A 16,024-nucleotide genomic window follows, 5' to 3' on the forward strand; every position below is an offset into this window, starting at 1 on the left:
GCGAGCTTGCTCGCGATAGCGATGTATCAGGCAATGACTCTGTTGATGGGTCCGCCGCCATCGCGAGCAAGCTCGCTCCCACAGTTTGCACTTCATCCATCCAAAGGAGTCATCCCATGAGCAACGTTCCCGCCTACAACCGCCTGAACAAAGACGATGCGGTCGTCCTGCTGGTCGATCACCAGACCGGCCTGATCTCCCTGGTCCAGGACTTTTCGCCCAACGAGTTCAAGAACAACGTGCTGGCCCTGGCTGACCTGGCGAAGTTCTTCGGGCTGCCGACCATCCTGACCACCAGCTTCGAACAAGGCCCCAACGGCCCGATCGTGCCGGAGCTCAAGGAAATGTTCCCGGATGCGCCGTACATCCCGCGTCCAGGCCAGATCAATGCCTGGGACAACGAAGATTTCGTCAAGGCGATCAAGGCCACCGGCCGCAAGCAACTGATCATCGCTGGCGTGGTCACCGATGTTTGCGTGGCGTTCCCGACCCTGTCGGCACTGGCTGAAGGTTTCGACGTGTTCGTCGTCACCGACGCTTCGGGCACCTTCAACGAAACCGTGCAACAAGCCGCCTGGGTCCGCATGACCGCTGCCGGCGCGCAGATGATGAACTGGTTCTCGGTGGCCTGTGAGCTGCACCGCGACTGGCGCAACGACATCGAAGGCCTGGGCAACCTGCTGTCCCAGCGCATTCCGAACTACCGCAACCTGATGAACAGCTACTCGGCGCTGACGGCCAAGTAAGCTCAGTGATTGCTGCTGGACGACGCCCGCCTTGTGCGGGCGTTTTTGTGCCAGGCATTAACGCTTCGCTAGCTGTGCCACCGCTATCGCGAGCAAGCTCGCTCCCACACGATTCTTGTAATTACCAGGGTCCCCTGTGGGAGCGAGCTCGCTCGCGATAGCGTCGGTACATTCAACAGCTGGTCAATCTGACTCACCAAGATCACAATGCCCAGAAAAACCCCATGACTGTCCACCCTAGGGATGACAATGAACCCCTTCGAAGAAATGCGCATCTTTGCCCAGGTCATGGAGTCGGGCAGTTTCACCGCTGCGGCGGACAAGCTGGGGCTGTCCAAGCAGTTCGTCAGCCGCAAGCTGATGGAACTGGAACAGCGCCTGGGCGTGCGCCTGCTCAATCGCTCGACCCGGCGGTTGGATGTCACACCCCTGGGCCAGCGCTATTACGAAGCGGCGCTGCGCCTGCTCAATGAAGTCGAACAGGTGGAGCAGGGCATCAGCGGCCAGACCCGCGAGCCCCGCGGCACCATTCGCCTCAGCGCACCGCTGTCCTTCGCCGTGGCGCACCTGGGCAGCCTGCTGCCGCTGTTCCTGCAGCGCTATCCGGGCGTCAGCGTCGAGGTAGACCTGAGCGACCGCTCGGTGGATCTGCTGGGGGAGGGCTATGACCTGGCGCTGCGCATCGGCGTGCTGGAGGATTCGACGCTGATTGCCCGGCGCATCGCGACCATCGAGCGGGTGTACTGCGCCAGCCCCACCTACTTGGCGCAAAAAGGCACGCCCGCGCGGCCTGAAGACCTGCGCAATCACGACTGCTTGCCCTACGGGCACAGCCGCCAGGTGCAGTGGCGTTTTGCGGGGACTGGCAAACCGTTGACCCTGGAGGTCACGGGACGCATGCGCGCCAATAACGGGGATTTGCTCAGGGACGCGGCCATTGCCGGCATGGGCATCACCTATCTGCCCGGCTTCATCCTCGGCGATGCCTTGAAGGATGGGCGGCTGATCAAGGTCCTGGAAGGCTTTGAGACCGAACCGCTGGCGCTGTCGGCGGTGTATCCCCAGCATCGGCAAAGTGCACGCCCAGTGCAGGCGTTGGTGGAATTCTTGCGCGAACACATGCAGTAAAGCGCCGCAACGCATTCAGCCGTCACATGACGGCTGAAGCATCTGCGGCGCCTTGATCAGGCGGCGAGATTGGCGCTGCTCAGTTCTTTTTTGTACTGCGCTTTCATGGTCTCCATGTCGGCACCCAAGGCGTCGAGTTTTGCCTTGCCCAGCAGTTTTTTCGCGAGAGGGAACATTTCCTTTTCTTCTTCCTCGATGTGGTGCTCAAGCAGTTCCTTGACCACTTTCACCCGACCGGCGAATTCCGGCTGGGTTGGATCGGTGGTTTTCAGGTCCGGCAGCACCAGCGAGTCGACGGTGCGGTGTTCTTCCTTGGCTTCGTAGTACATCTCGGCCTCGTCCTTGCCGCCTGCCTGCTTGAAAGCCGGATAAAGAATTTCTTCTTCCAGGCGGGTGTGGATGGAAATTTCCATTTCCAGTTTCGCCAACAGGTCAGTGCGTTTTTTCACGGCGCGGTCGGTCGACTCGCTCAGCTGAGTCAGGATGGCTTTGACGCGTTCGTGGTCGGCTTTCAACAGATCGATGGCATTCATAGGTAGCTCCTTGGCAATACACGGATGCGGGCAGGCTTCAAGCGCCGACGCCGCGTAGGAGCTGAATTGCATCAGTTGTGCCAGTCGAAGAGCGATTTAAAATCCTTTAAAAACAATAAGTTGAAACGAAGAAGGTTTCTGGCATCGTGCAGGCTGCATGAGTGGGGTGCAAAACGCGTTGCACTTTGCGCTGGTGGCTAGTGGCCTATGTGGCTAATTCGTGCACTCAACTTCGGCGCCAGAATTTGAGTACCCGAATTAACCGTACAGGCCACTAGACATCTTCGATCCGTTGTCGGACCCGGCTGGCGATTGCCAGGCAGGACGTCAGCCCGGGCGACTCGATGCCGAACAGGTTGATCAACCCTGGCACCTGGTGTTCGGCCTCGCTGCTGATGACAAAGTCGCGGGTCGCTTCGCCGGGCGCGGAGATCTTCGGGCGGATGCCGCTGTAGGCCGGTTGCAGGCTCTGGCCCGGCAGGCCCGGCCAGTAATTTCGAATGGCCTGGTAAAACGCTTCGGCCCGAACCGGATCCACTCGGTAATCTTCCACTTCGACCCATTCGGTGTCCGGGCCGAAACGCGCCTGGCCCGCTAAGTCGAGCGTCATGTGGATGCCCAGGCCGGCGGCTTCCGGGGCGGGGTAGATCAAGTGCCGGAACGGCGCCCGTCCGGCCAGGCTGAAGTAGTTGCCCTTGCACAAAAAATCCTGGGGCACCGATTGCGCGGCCAGGCCCTCGATGCGGCGGGCGAGGGCCGGCGCCTGGAGACCCGCGGCATTGATCAGCAGGCGACAGGACAGGCTCATCTGCGCCGTGCCGCCCAATTCCAGCGTGAACCCCCCAGTGATGACGCGAGCACCCAGCAACGGCGTGTGGAAGACAATGTTCGCCCCGGCCGCTTCGGCGTCACCCAGCAAGGCCAGCATCAGGGCGTGGGAATCGACGATGCCGGTGGAAGGCGAATACAGCGCGGCGACACAGGCCAGGGCCGGTTCCAATGCCTGCGCCTGTGTTTGATCAAGCAGACGCAGGTCGTCCACGCCGTTCAGCAAGCCTCGTTCAAGCAATGTTTCGAGTCCGCCCACCTGCGCCTGATCCGTGGCAACGATCAGCTTGCCGAGCCGGCGGGTGGCGACGCCGTGGCTTTCACAATAGGTGTACAGCCGGTGCCGGCCTTCGACGCACAGCCGCGCCTTCAGACTGCCCGGCGAATAATAAATGCCCGCGTGGATGACTTCGGAGTTGCGCGAGCTGATGCCCATGCCGATGGCTTCGGCGGCTTCGATCACCAGCACTTCATGACCGGCCCGGGCCATTTCCCGTGCCACGGCGAGCCCGACGACCCCCGCGCCTACGACGACGCACTCGATATCGACATTCAACGTTGTTTCTCCTTCACGGCTTGCAGGTTGCGGCTTGAGGATAGCCCTGCTTGGGAAGGGGAAGTAGCGCGGGGGCACACAGCGCTCTGAGCCTCAGGGGCCAGTCGCCACAGGCCAACCGACGCGTGCTGCACGCAGGAGGCTGGCCTTGACAACCTGGCGGTGAAAGGGGGCAATAACGAAAATGTAGGCCCGGCCTAGACGGTTGTGGCACTGGACCACGGTTGAGAAGACGAGCTGGCGACGGCTTTCTGGTTCTGTCTCTTCAGAACATAGGATCGATATCCGGAAGTCGAGGTGCTTGTCGTCCTCTCCCAGCACGATTTCAGTCTGGTTCGTGCTGTAGACCTTGAAGATCCCAACCCGATCAGCAAGTGATGCTAAATGTTTGGCTGTCTTGAGACCAAAGCAGGCAACGACAGTGTCTCGGACTTTCATGAGCCTTCCGATCCAGGATGGCTGGTGGGAAAGGATGAATCGAGCGAGCACATCTGGATTGCGGGATGCGCCCGCAGGAAGCCGAATCGCAAAAGCGTCCGCCAGGTTCATCGACTTGTAAAGGTGGGTGATGCCGGACCTAGAGGGGACTGGCACGGACATAATGAGCTCAAATTCTCGAGGCATCGGGGGGCTCTCCTGAGTCCTGACTACCAATTGGACGACATGCCATGTCGCGTTTCTGGTTGGGAGGTGCCAACTTTTCCTTGTCGGATACTAAGCCCGATCAAGGCATCATAGAGCGCTTGCTGCCCCGCCGGTAGAACAGGGAGCAACGTCGCACGGCGCTTGTCGACATCGAACCAGGATTCAACCAACCATCCCACCAGATAGAGCGCCGAAAGGCATCCGCCAGCGGTTGCAACGTTCCCCTGGCATACAAGAGGCTGGTCCATGGACTCAAGTCCCAGCGCTTGCAGGCTCGATCGTGCATCCGGATGGGTAGTGGCTTGGCCGCCGAGCAGCCCAAGCCGTTCGAGAATGAACGCTCCGGCGCATATGGAGCCGATTCGCTGGCGCCTGGCGTCAAGTTCAAACGACGGCAGGAAATCCGGGGCGGCCAATGCAGCGGGTACTCCTTCCTTGCCGCTGACGAACAATACCGCGTCGGCACTGTTGGCCTCGCACAGTGGACCGTGCACCGAAACCGGCAGGCCGTGCGCCGATCGCACGATAGCGCTGGAACCCAATATTCGGACGTGCCAGTCCTCAGTGTTGCGGCCTAAGATGTCCCACATCAGAAAGAGGTCGATGTCAGTGAATTGGTCGAAAGCAACCAGAACGATTTTCTTCAAGGCGAGCTCCATGAAAAGTGCTGGCGTGCAAAACGCAACGGCCATCTTGGCTGGTGTTCGCAGCGTACCAATCGGTTACGCGCCATACACAGTCTGTATGGCGCTGAATAGGGAGCGAAATGACCGGTGAAAAAACTAACGCGTCACCATTGGATCGCGGCTGGTTTTGAGGCCCTCGACCAAACAGGGCATATCGGCGTTTCGGCCGAGAGCCTATCGCGCCGACTGAATGTGACCCGCGGATCCTTCTATCACCATTTCCGCAATCGCGAAGATTTCGTCCGAACCTTGCTGGCCGCTTGGGAGGAAGACTACACGGAGCGCATGCTCGCTTATGCGGCGCAGGGTCGTAGCGCGGGCGAAATCCTGAAACGCTACTTGAGTATTGCCGCTGAGAAACACCCTGGGCGGGAAGTATCCATCCGAGCCTGGTCGCTGCACGATCCGTTGGTAGGCGAGTTTCAGCAGCGTGTTGACACCCGGCGACTGGACTTTGCGATACGGGCGTGCCGCCGCTTGGTCCATATACCGGGTGAAGCAGAAGTGATGGGGCAGGTGGCCCATCTGTGCCTGATTGGTGGTCAACAGGCAGGGCTGCGGCATGATGCCGCTCGCTTCAACCGTTTCCTGAATCGAGCCTTTTCACTTTTCGAAGGGGCGCTTGCACCGTGGCGGGCCTGAGTCATGAGCTAAATCGGGTAACTGAATAAATAGCGCTCCAGGGCTAACGTTCACGCCACTGGCCTACGGTAAAGGTGTTTCCCTTACGCATGAAAAAACGGCACCCAAAGGTGCCGTTTCTGTTTTCTACGAACTACCGTTACACGATCAGCCCGTCAAGCCAGCCTGCTGAACCAGGGTCAGCAACGGCTGCGGGTAAACGCCAAGGAAGAACGCCAGCAAGGCGATGGCCAGCAGCATCACGCCGCCTGCCTTTTGCTCCCAGTGCAACTCGGCATCGTGGCGACGCAGATTCGGTTCCATCAGGTACAGGGTGACCATGACGCGCAGGTAGTAGAACACGCCGATGGCACTGCCCAGCACCAGGGAGCCGACCAGCCACCATTGGTGGGCCTCGACGCCGGTAGCAATGATGTAGAACTTGCCGATGAAGCCGGCGGTCAGCGGGATGCCAGCCAGGGACAGCATCATCACGGTCAGCACGGCGGTCAGGTACGGACGGCGCCAGAACAGGCCGCGGTATTCGTACAGGGCGTCGGCGTCGCGGCCGTTGTACGGCGAGGACATCAGGGTGATCACGCCGAACGCGCCGAGGCTGGTGATCACGTAGGTGACCAGGTACACGCCGATGGCTTCCACGGCCAGGCCCTTGCTGGCGATCAAGGCGATCAGCAGGTAGCCGAAGTGGGCGATGGACGAGTAACCCAGCAGACGCTTGAGGTTGCTCTGGGTCAGTGCCAGCAGGTTACCGAACAGGATCGACGCGATGGCGATGATGGTCAGCACGTTGCTCAGCACACCGCTGCTGGCCACGGGCGAGATCTGGAACAGTCGCACCATGACCGCGAACACGGCCACTTTCGAAGCGGTGGCCAGGAACGCCGCTACGGGCGCCGGGGCGCCTTCATAGACGTCCGGGGTCCAGAGGTGGAACGGTACCAGCGACAGCTTGAACGCCAGGCCGATCAGCATCATGCCCAGGCCCAGTTGCGCGATCGGGCTAGGCAGGCCGGTGGCCGCCAGGGCCTGGCCGATGCCGACGAAGCTCAGGGTGCCGGCTTCGGCGTAGAGCAGGGCCATGCCGAACAACAGGAACGCGGAACCGGCCGCCGACAGCACCATGTACTTGATGCCGGCTTCCAGGGAGCGCTTGTTGAAGAAGGCGTAGGCCACCAGGCCGTAGACCGGTACCGACAGCAGTTCCAGGCCGATGAACAGGCTGGCCAGGTGCTGCGCGCTGACCAGGACCAGGCCACCGGCGGCGGCCATCAGGATCAGCAGGTACAGCTCTTCGCGGTTGCCCGGGTAACCCGAACCGCCATCGCCGAGGTAGGCGTGGGCGAGGGTGACGCAGGCCAGGGTGGCGACCAGGATCAACGCCATGTACAGGCAGGCGAAGCTGTCGATCTGGATCAGCGGGGTGACCGCCAGGGGCGCGACTTTCAGGGCCGGCAGGATCGACAGCAAGGCCAGGTTCAGCCCCGCCACCGACAGCAGGAAGGTCTGTGAGTGATTGCGCCGCCAGGCGATCGCCAGCATCACCACGATGATCGTGGCGCTGGTGATCAACAGCGGCGCAAGCGCGATAAAGTGTTGAATCGTGAATTCCATAGCGCTCTTACCGGGCCGAAGCGAGTTGAGAGAAGGCGGTGCCGAGCCACTGCTGCACGCCATGCATCGTGGCGGCAGAAGTGTCGAGGAACGGTTGCGGGTAGACGCCGAGGTAAACCAGCAGCATCGCAAGGCCGAGCACCATGATCAGTTCGCGACCGTCCATGCCACGCAACACTTCATCCGACTTGGCCGGACCGAAGTAGGCGCGGTGGATCATGATCAGCGAGTAGACCGAGCCGAACACCAGGCCGGAGGTGGCAATGGCCGTGATCCATGGCGAGCTGACGAAGGAGCCGATCAGGATCAGGAACTCGCCGACGAAGTTGCCAGTACCTGGCAGGCCCAGGGAAGCGGCTGCGAAGAACAGGCTGATGGCCGGCAGGTAGGCGATGCGCGACCAGATGCCGCCCATCTCACGCATGTCCCGGGTGTGCAGGCGCTCGTACAACTGGCCACTGAGGATAAACAGTGCCGCCGCCGACAGGCCGTGAGCCAACATCTGGATCACCGCGCCTTGCAGCGCGAGCTGGCTGCCGGAGTAGATCCCGATCAGCACGAAGCCCATGTGCGAGACGCTGGAGAACGCGATCAGGCGCTTGATGTCGGTCTGGGCGAAGGCCAGGAACGCACCGTAGAAAATCCCGATCAGGCCCAGGGTCATGGCAATCGGCGCGAACTCGGCCGAAGCGTTGGGGAACAGCGGCAGGGCAAAGCGCAGCAGGCCGTAGGCCGCCGTCTTCAGCAAGATACCCGCCAGGTCCACGGAACCTGCGGTCGGCGCCTGGGCGTGGGCGTCGGGCAGCCAGGAGTGGAACGGCACCACCGGCAGCTTCACCGCGAAGGCGATGAAGAAGCCGAGCATCAGCACGTACTCGGTGGTCTTGGACATCTGCACTTTCAACAGATCGGCGTAGTTGAAGGTAATCACGCCGGTGTTGTTGAAGTTGACCAGCACCAGGCCAAGGATCGCCACCAACATGATCAGGCCGGACGCCTGGGTGAAGATGAAGAACTTGGTCGCCGCGTAGATCCGGGTTTTCTTGCCGTCCGAAGAACTGTGACCCCAGAGCGCGATGAGGAAGTACATCGGCACCAGCATCATTTCCCAGAAGAAGAAGAACATGAACAGGTCCAGCGCCAGGAACACGCCGATGACACCGCCCAGGATCCACATCAGGTTCAGGTGGAAGAAACCCACGTGACGCTGGATCTCTTTCCAGGAGCAGAGTACCGAGAGGATACCCAGCAGGCCGGTCAGCAGGATCATCAGCAGCGACAGGCCATCGAGGGCCAGGTGCACGCTGATGCCGAAGCGCGCGATCCAGGCATGCTTGAATTCAAGCGCCCAGGTCGGATCGGCGCCAGGCGCCGGTGCAAATGAATAGTCGCCGGTCGCCCACAGCCAGAGGCCGAGCGCGAGTTCCAGGGACATGGTCAGCAGCGCAATCCAGCGCGGGAGCGTGGAGCTGGAGCGCTCCGCGATCCAGCACAGCAGGCCGCCGATGAAGGGGATCAGGATTAGCCAGGGCAGAATCATGACGGGCTCGTTTCCTTTCGCAAGTTCGCAAGGTTCATATCAGACCGCTACCAGCACGATGGCGCCGATAACCAGTACGGCGCCAGCCGCCATGGAAGCCGCATACCAACGCAGTTGACCGGTCTCGGTACGGCTCAGGGCAGTGTGGCCGCCCTTGGCCATGCGCGGGATCAGGCCAATGGTCTGGTCGAGCGGGTCTTTGCGCAGAATGTGGCTGATCGCAAGGTATGGCTTGACGAACAGTTTGTCGTAGATCCAGTCGAAGCCCCAGGCGGCGAACCACCAGGCCGAAAGGAATCGCCCGATGCCGCTGTTGGCGATCGCCGTGACGAAACGACGCTTGCCCAGGAACAGCAGGGCGGCCAGCAGGATACCCGCCAGGGCGATGGCACCCGAGGCGATTTCCAGGCTGTGCTTGGCTTCGCCGCCGGCATGGCCGACGCTTTGCGGCAGCACATCGGCCAGCGGTGGGGTGATCATGGCGCCGACGAAGGTCGACAGCACGATCAGCACCGACAGGGGCAGCCAATGGGCAATGCCGTGGCCCGCGTGGGCTTCGGTCTTGGCTTCACCATGGAACGCGATGAAGATCAGGCGGAAGGTGTACAGCGAGGTCATGAACGCACCCACAAGGCCTGCATAGAGCAGTGCCTGGTTACCGCTGGCGAACGCTTCCCAGAGGATCTCGTCCTTGGAGTAGAAACCGGCGGTCACCAGTGGCAGGGCCGCCAGGGCCGCGCCGCCGACGATGAAGCTGGCATAGGCCAGCGGCAGTTTCTTCCACAGGCCGCCCATCTTGAAGATGTTCTGCTCGTGGTGGCAGGCAACGATCACCGCACCGGAAGCAAGGAACAGCAGGGCCTTGAAGAAGGCGTGGGTCATCAGGTGGAAGATCGCGCCTTCCCAGGCACCGACGCCCAGGGCCAGGAACATGTAGCCGATCTGGCTCATGGTCGAGTAGGCGAGGATGCGCTTGATGTCGGTTTGTACCAGGGCGGCGAAACCGGCCAGTACCAGGGTCACGCCGCCGACGATGCCGACCAGGTGCAGGATGTCCGGCGCCAGGGCGAACAGGCCGTGGGTACGGGCGATCAGGTAGACACCGGCGGTCACCATGGTTGCGGCGTGGATCAGTGCCGAGACCGGGGTAGGGCCAGCCATCGCGTCCGCCAGCCAGGTTTGCAGCGGCAGTTGCGCGGATTTACCGACGGCGCCGCCCAGCAGCATCAGGGTCGCCAGGACGATCCAGAAGTCACCGACCTTGAAGTGCTCGGGCGCCTTGACCAGCAGTTCCTGGATGTTCAGCGTACCCAGTTGCTGGAACAGGATGAACAGGCCGATGGCCATGAACACGTCGCCGATCCGGGTGACGATAAACGCCTTGAGTGCGGCATTCCCGTTGTTGCGGTTGCTGTAGTAGAAACCGATCAACAGGTACGAGCACAGGCCCACGCCTTCCCAGCCGAAGTACAGGAACAACAGGTTATCGCCGAGCACCAGGAACAGCATGCTGGCGATGAACAGGTTGGTGTAGGCGAAGAAGCGCGAATAACCGGCTTCACCGCGCATGTACCAGGAGGCGAACAGGTGGATCAGGAAACCCACGCCGACCACCACGCCAAGCATGGTGATCGACAGGCCGTCGACGTACAGGGCGAAGTTCGGCGTGAAGCCTTCCACCGCCATCCATTGCCACAGCACCAGGGTGTAGTGCCCACCCTCGGGTGGTGCGACGTTGAATTGCCAGATCACGTAGGCGGCGACAATCGCCGACAGGCCGATGGAGCCGACACCGATCAGTGCCGAGCCGTTTTCCGAGAGGCGTCCCCGGGAGAACGACAGCAGCAGGAAACCGATCAGGGGAAATACGAAAGTCAGAAAGATCATGTTCATCCGCGCATCTCACTGGCAGCGTCGATATCGAGCGTGTGGAAGCGGCGATACAGTTGCAGCAGGATCGCCAGGCCGATACTGGCCTCGGCGGCTGCCAGGCTGATCACCAGGATGAACATGATCTGTCCATCCGGCTGTGCCCAGCGAGCGCCCGCCACGATGAAGGCCAGGGCGGAGGCATTCATCATGACCTCCAGGCTCATCAGTACGAACAGGATGTTGCGGCGGACCATCAGGCCAACCAGGCCGAGGCAGAACAGGATGCCGGCAACCGCCAGACCATGCTCGAGAGGGATAGCAGGCATGTGATTACTCCTTCGCCTCGTTACGGCCCAAATGGAACGCCGTGACGGCTGCGGCAAGCAGCAGCATCGAGGCGAGTTCGACCACCAGCAGGTACGGACCGAACAGGCTGATGCCCACGGCCTTGGCGCCTACGGTGGTGTGACCGATGGCCTGACCGCTCTGGTGAGCGAACAGCACATACAGCAGTTCACCCAGCAGCAGGGTGGACAGGATCACCGGTCCCGCCCAGATGCCGGGCTTGAGCCAGGAGCGTTCCTGCTGGACCGCGGCCGGGCCGAGGTTGAGCATCATCACCACGAACACGAACAGCACCATGATGGCGCCGGCGTAGGCGATCACTTCCAGGGCACCGGCGAACGGCGCGCCGAGGGCGAAGAAGGTCATGGCCACGGCGATCAGCGAAATGATCAGGTAGAGCAGGGCGTGCACGGGGTTGGTGTTGGTGACCACACGAAGCGTGGACACCACCGCGATACCCGATGCGAAATAGAAAGCGAATTCCATCTTTCTTCCTTAAGGCAGCAAGCTCTTCACGTTGATCGGTTCGGCTTCGTTTTGCGCGGCGCCTTTTGGCTTACCGGCAATGGCCATACCTGCAACACGATAGAAGTTGTAATCAGGGTTTTTACCGGGACCGGAAATCAGCAAATCTTCTTTCTCGTACACCAGGTCCTGACGTTTGAACTCGGCCATTTCGAAATCCGGCGTGAGCTGGATGGCGGTGGTCGGGCACGCTTCCTCGCAGAGGCCGCAGAAAATGCAGCGCGAGAAGTTGATGCGGAAGAAGTCCGGGTACCAGCGACCGTCTTCGGTTTCAGCTTTCTGCAGCGAGATGCAACCCACCGGGCACGCCACGGCGCACAGGTTGCAGGCCACGCAGCGCTCTTCGCCGTCGGGGTCGCGGGTCAGGACAATGCGGCCACGATAGCGCGGTGCCAGGTAGACCGGCTCTTCCGGGTATTGCAGGGTGTCACGCTTGCGAAAGCCATGGCCGAAGATCATGACCAGGCTTCGCAGTTGGGTACCGGTACCCTTAACGATGTCGCCAATATATTTGAACATGGGTCAAATCCTCACTGAACCGCGGCCGCAGGCGCGTTCATCAAAACGATCGCAGCGGTCACCAGCATGTTGATCAGGGTCAGCGGCAGGCAGAATTTCCAGCTGAAGTCCATCACCTGGTCGTAGCGTGGGCGCGGGATCGAGGCGCGCAGCAGGACGAACAGCATGATGAAGAACGCGGTCTTCAGGGCGAACCAGACGAAGGACAGTTGCGGCAGGATGTCGAACGGACCGTGCCAGCCACCGAAGAACAGCGTGACCAGCAGCGCCGAGATCAGGATGATGCCGATGTATTCACCGACGAAGAACATGCCCCATTTCATGCCGGCATATTCAATGTGGTAACCGTCGGCCAGTTCCTGCTCCGCTTCCGGCTGGTCGAAGGGGTGACGGTGAGTCACGGCCACGCCAGCGATGAAGAAGGTACAGAAACCGAAGAACTGCGGAATGATGAACCACAGGTTCTGGGCCTGGTACTCGACGATGTCGCGCATGTTGAACGAGCCGGCCTGGATCACGATGCCCATGAGCGACAGGCCCATGAACACTTCGTAGGACACGGTCTGGGCCGAGGCCCGCAGGCTGCCCAGCAGGGCGAACTTGTTGTTGCTCGACCAACCGGCGAACAGCACCGCATACACCGACAGGCCAGCCATGGCAAAGAAGAACAGCAGGCCGATGTTCAGGTCCGCCACGCCCCAGGTCGGGGTGATCGGGATGATCGCGAAGGCGATCAGCAAGGCGCTCATGGCGACCACCGGTGCCAGGGTGAAGATCACCTTGTCGGCAAACGGCGGCGTCCAGTCTTCCTTGAAGAACATCTTGATCATGTCGGCGGCGATCTGGAACATGCCGAACGGGCCGACGCGGTTCGGACCGTAGCGGTCCTGCCACCAGCCCAGCAGGCGACGTTCGACGAAGCTCAACAGTGCGCCTGCGACCACCACGGCCAGCAGGATCACGATGGCCTTGAGGACCGTCAGGATCACAGCGATCACTTCAGGGGTGAACCAGCTCATTGCGCTGCCTCCTGCAGACCGTCGACGGTTTTGCCGAAAATCGCTGGCGGGATGCCTGCCAGGCCGGCCGGCAGGGCCACCAGGCCGGCGCCCAGTTCTTCATTGATGCGCAGCGGCAGACGCAAGGTCTGGCCGGCCACGTTCAGGCTCAGCAGGGCACCGTCGTTGACGCCCAGGCGGTCGGCTTCGGACTTGGCCAGCGACACGTAGGCGGCTGGGATGCGTTCCTGCACCGGAGCGGCCTTGGAAGAGTTCTCTTCGCTGCCGAACAGGTGATGGAACGGCACGACCTGCCAGGTGCCTGGTGCAGGATTGAAGGCGCGCGGCACGCTGGCGAACCAGCTCAGGCCATCGCCTTGGCTTTCGATCAGGCGGGTGCCCGGGTCGCCTGCACGTAGGTGACCACCGACTTCGTCCTGGAACTTGTTCCAGGCTTGCGGCGAGTTCCAGCCCGGCGACCAGGCAAATGGCACCTGGGAACGCGGTTCGGTCGAGCCCGAGTAGCCTTCCATGGAGAACGAGAACGCGGTGTCGTTGTCCTGGGAGGTGCGCGGTTCGTGAACGCTGATGTCGGCGCGCATGGCGGTGCGACCGGAGTAGCGCAGCGGTTCGCGCGCCAGCTTCAGGCCTTTGATGCGGAACGAGGCGGACGGTGCGGCGTCGACGATGGCGGCCAGTTGCGGGCTGCTCGAAGCGACGGCGGCGGTAACGTGGTCCAGTTGCGTCCAGTCGATCGGCTGGTCCAGCAGGGTGGCGCGCAGGGCGTGCAGCCAGCGCCAGCCTTCATGAACCAGGATGCTGGCGTCCAGGTATTGCGGGTCGAAGACCTGGAAGAAGCGCTGGGCGCGACCTTCCTGGCTGACCAGCGTACCGTCGCCTTCGGCGAAGCTCGCCGCCGGCAGCACCAGGTGGGCGCGGTCGGTGGTGGCGGTTTTCTGATGGTCGGCGACGATCACGGTTTTCGCGGCGTTCAGCGCAGCGTCCACCCGGGCCTTGTCGGTACGGGTGTAGAGGTCGTTTTCCAGCACGACGATGGCATCGGCGCTGCCGTCGATCACCACTTGCAGGGCTGCGTCCACCGATTCGCCACCGAGCATGGCCAGGCCGAGGCTGTTGGCTTCCGGCACGATCAGGCTGATGGAACCGTTCTTCTCGCGCAGCTTCAACGCCTTGGCGATGTTGGCGGCGGCTTCGATCAAGGCCTTGGAACCCAGGGAGGTACCGGCGATGATCAATGGGCGCTTGGCCGCCAGCAGGGCGTCGGCGATGCGTTGGGCCAGGGCGGCCGCTTCGCTGTCCAGGCCTTCGACGGCCGGGGCGCTGGCGTCCAGGGCGTGGGCCACGGCGAAACCGATGCGCGCCAGGTCGTCGGGAGCGGCGTGGACGCACTCTTCGGCCACGTCGTCGAGCTTGGTTTCAGCGAGGCTGGCGATGAACAGCGGGTTCAGCGCGTGCTGGCCGATGTTCTTCACGGCGGCGTCGAGCCATGGCTGCACGCGCATGGCGTCGGCCATGTCTTCGGCCTTGCCCTTGACCGACTGGCGCAGGGCCAGGGCCATGCGGGCGGCGGTCTGGGTCAGGTCTTCGCCAAGGACGAATACCGCGTCGTGGTCTTCGATGTCGCGCATCGTCGGCACGGGCAGCGGGCTGTCCTTGAGCACTTGCAGCACCAGGCGGATGCGTTCCAGCTCGCCGGCTTCGATGCCACTGTAGAAGTGCTCGGCGCCGACCAGTTCACGCAGCGCGTAGTTGCTTTCCAGGCTGGCCCGTGGCGAACCGATGCCGACGATGTTGCGACCGCGCAGCAGGTCGGCGGCCTTGTCCAGGGCTTGGTCCAGGCTCAGCTTGGCGCCGTCTGCCAGCAGCGGCTGGCGCGGACGGTCGGTGCGGTTGACGTAGCCGTAGCCGAAACGGCCACGGTCGCAGAGGAAATACTGGTTCACCGAACCGTTGTAGCGGTTTTCGATGCGACGCAGTTCGCCGTAGCGCTCGCCCGGGGAAATGTTGCAGCCGCTGGAGCAGCCATGGCAGATGCTCGGCGAGAACTGCATGTCCCACTTGCGGTTGTAGCGCTCGGAGTGAGTCTTGTCGGTGAACACACCGGTCGGGCAGACCTCGGTGAGGTTGCCGGAGAACTCGCTTTCCAGGGTGCCGTCTTCAACGCGACCGAAGTACACGTTGTCGTGGGCACCGAACACGCCCAGGTCGGTGCCGCCGGCGTAGTCCTTGTAGAAACGCACGCAGCGATAGCAGGCGATGCAGCGGTTCATCTCGTGGGAGATGAACGGGCCGAGGTCCTGGTTCTGGTGGGTGCGCTTGGTGAACCGATAACGGCGCTCGTTGTGGCCGGTCATCACCGTCATGTCTTGCAGGTGGCAGTGGCCGCCTTCCTCACAGACCGGGCAGTCGTGAGGGTGGTTGGTCATCAGCCATTCGACGACGCTGGCGCGAAACACTTTCGCTTCTTCGTCGTCGATGGAGATCCAGCTGCCGTCGGTGGCAGGGGTCATGCAGGACATGACGATCCGACCACGCTTGTCGTTTTCGTCGGTGTACTGCTTGACCGCGCACTGGCGACAAGCGCCAACGCTGCCAAGGGCGGGGTGCCAGCAGAAATAAGGAATGTCGAGGCCCAGCGACAGACATGCCTGTAACAGGTTGTCTGCGCCATCGACTTCGAGCTCTTTGCCGTCTACGTGGATAGTGGCCATGGTTCAAAGTTCTTCGTTGGCCCGGTGTCAGCGGGCGTGGCTAATGGAATCTTGTTATTCGCGTGAATCAACACAGCCGTTTACGGCGTCATCACACGAGAAGACGAAGGGCACGGAC

At 61.9% G+C, this 16,024-nt stretch carries 15 protein-coding genes; 3 read left to right on the plus strand and 12 right to left on the minus strand.

Going from position 1 to position 16,024, the window contains the following annotated elements:
* Positions 1-116: 116 nt before the first annotated feature.
* Positions 117-746 (plus strand): isochorismate family cysteine hydrolase YcaC, encoded by a 630-nt coding sequence (gene ycaC / locus KI237_RS11430; RefSeq protein ID WP_030141308.1) that lies wholly within the window; start codon positions 117-119, stop codon positions 744-746.
* 249 nt (positions 747-995) lie between these two features.
* Complete coding sequence (locus tag KI237_RS11435; protein WP_212799894.1) at positions 996-1,874, plus strand: LysR family transcriptional regulator; 879 nt, start codon at positions 996-998, stop codon at positions 1,872-1,874.
* Between the two features lie 56 nt (positions 1,875-1,930).
* Here KI237_RS11435 and KI237_RS11440 read toward each other — a convergent pair whose 3' ends face one another.
* The 4 genes from KI237_RS11440 to KI237_RS11455 form a co-directional block, all read right to left on the minus strand.
* Positions 1,931-2,407 (minus strand): PA2171 family ribosome-binding persister protein, encoded by a 477-nt coding sequence (locus KI237_RS11440; RefSeq protein WP_109755564.1) that lies wholly within the window; start codon positions 2,405-2,407, stop codon positions 1,931-1,933.
* Between the two features lie 274 nt (positions 2,408-2,681).
* The gene (locus tag KI237_RS11445; protein WP_212799895.1) at positions 2,682-3,791 is read right to left on the minus strand and encodes an NAD(P)/FAD-dependent oxidoreductase; all 1,110 of its coding nucleotides are present in this window, start codon (positions 3,789-3,791) and stop codon (positions 2,682-2,684) included.
* Positions 3,792-3,884: 93 nt separating this feature from the next.
* On the minus strand, positions 3,885-4,415 hold the full coding sequence (locus KI237_RS11450; RefSeq protein WP_212799896.1) for a DUF2867 domain-containing protein: 531 nt from the start codon (positions 4,413-4,415) through the stop codon (positions 3,885-3,887).
* 23 nt (positions 4,416-4,438) lie between these two features.
* Complete coding sequence (locus KI237_RS11455; protein ID WP_212799897.1) at positions 4,439-5,083, minus strand: DJ-1/PfpI family protein; 645 nt, start codon at positions 5,081-5,083, stop codon at positions 4,439-4,441.
* A 126-nt stretch (positions 5,084-5,209) separates the two neighbouring features.
* Between KI237_RS11455 and KI237_RS11460 the strand changes: the two genes are divergently transcribed.
* Positions 5,210-5,764: a TetR/AcrR family transcriptional regulator gene (locus KI237_RS11460; protein WP_212799898.1), complete on the plus strand. Its 555-nt coding sequence runs from the start codon at positions 5,210-5,212 to the stop codon at positions 5,762-5,764.
* Positions 5,765-5,911: 147 nt separating this feature from the next.
* Here the strand turns inward: KI237_RS11460 and nuoN are convergent, their stop codons facing one another.
* Genes nuoN through nuoG form a run of 8 tightly spaced genes read right to left on the minus strand, consistent with a single transcriptional unit; the run spans position 5,912 to position 15,906 of the window.
* Positions 5,912-7,375: an NADH-quinone oxidoreductase subunit NuoN gene (nuoN, locus tag KI237_RS11465; RefSeq protein WP_212799899.1), complete on the minus strand. Its 1,464-nt coding sequence runs from the start codon at positions 7,373-7,375 to the stop codon at positions 5,912-5,914.
* A gap of 7 nt (positions 7,376-7,382) precedes the next feature.
* Complete coding sequence (gene nuoM, locus KI237_RS11470) at positions 7,383-8,915, minus strand: NADH-quinone oxidoreductase subunit M (protein ID WP_212799900.1); 1,533 nt, start codon at positions 8,913-8,915, stop codon at positions 7,383-7,385.
* Between the two features lie 39 nt (positions 8,916-8,954).
* On the minus strand, positions 8,955-10,808 hold the full coding sequence (gene nuoL, locus KI237_RS11475) for an NADH-quinone oxidoreductase subunit L (RefSeq protein ID WP_212799901.1): 1,854 nt from the start codon (positions 10,806-10,808) through the stop codon (positions 8,955-8,957).
* Positions 10,805-11,113: an NADH-quinone oxidoreductase subunit NuoK gene (gene nuoK, locus KI237_RS11480; protein ID WP_003180046.1), complete on the minus strand. Its 309-nt coding sequence runs from the start codon at positions 11,111-11,113 to the stop codon at positions 10,805-10,807. The genes nuoL and nuoK overlap by 4 nt, the downstream gene beginning before the upstream one ends.
* Before the next feature lie 4 nt (positions 11,114-11,117).
* On the minus strand, positions 11,118-11,618 hold the full coding sequence (gene nuoJ, locus KI237_RS11485) for an NADH-quinone oxidoreductase subunit J (RefSeq protein ID WP_212799902.1): 501 nt from the start codon (positions 11,616-11,618) through the stop codon (positions 11,118-11,120).
* Between the two features lie 9 nt (positions 11,619-11,627).
* Positions 11,628-12,176 (minus strand): NADH-quinone oxidoreductase subunit NuoI, encoded by a 549-nt coding sequence (nuoI, locus tag KI237_RS11490; protein ID WP_003180051.1) that lies wholly within the window; start codon positions 12,174-12,176, stop codon positions 11,628-11,630.
* An 11-nt stretch (positions 12,177-12,187) separates the two neighbouring features.
* Positions 12,188-13,195 (minus strand): NADH-quinone oxidoreductase subunit NuoH, encoded by a 1,008-nt coding sequence (nuoH, locus tag KI237_RS11495; protein ID WP_003203379.1) that lies wholly within the window; start codon positions 13,193-13,195, stop codon positions 12,188-12,190.
* Positions 13,192-15,906, minus strand: a complete 2,715-nt coding sequence (nuoG, locus tag KI237_RS11500) for an NADH-quinone oxidoreductase subunit NuoG (RefSeq protein WP_212799903.1) — start codon at positions 15,904-15,906, stop codon at positions 13,192-13,194. The genes nuoH and nuoG overlap by 4 nt, the downstream gene beginning before the upstream one ends.
* Positions 15,907-16,024: the final 118 nt, after the last annotated feature.

Source organism: Pseudomonas sp. St316, assembly GCF_018325905.1.
Classification (GTDB): Bacteria; Pseudomonadota; Gammaproteobacteria; order Pseudomonadales; family Pseudomonadaceae; genus Aquipseudomonas.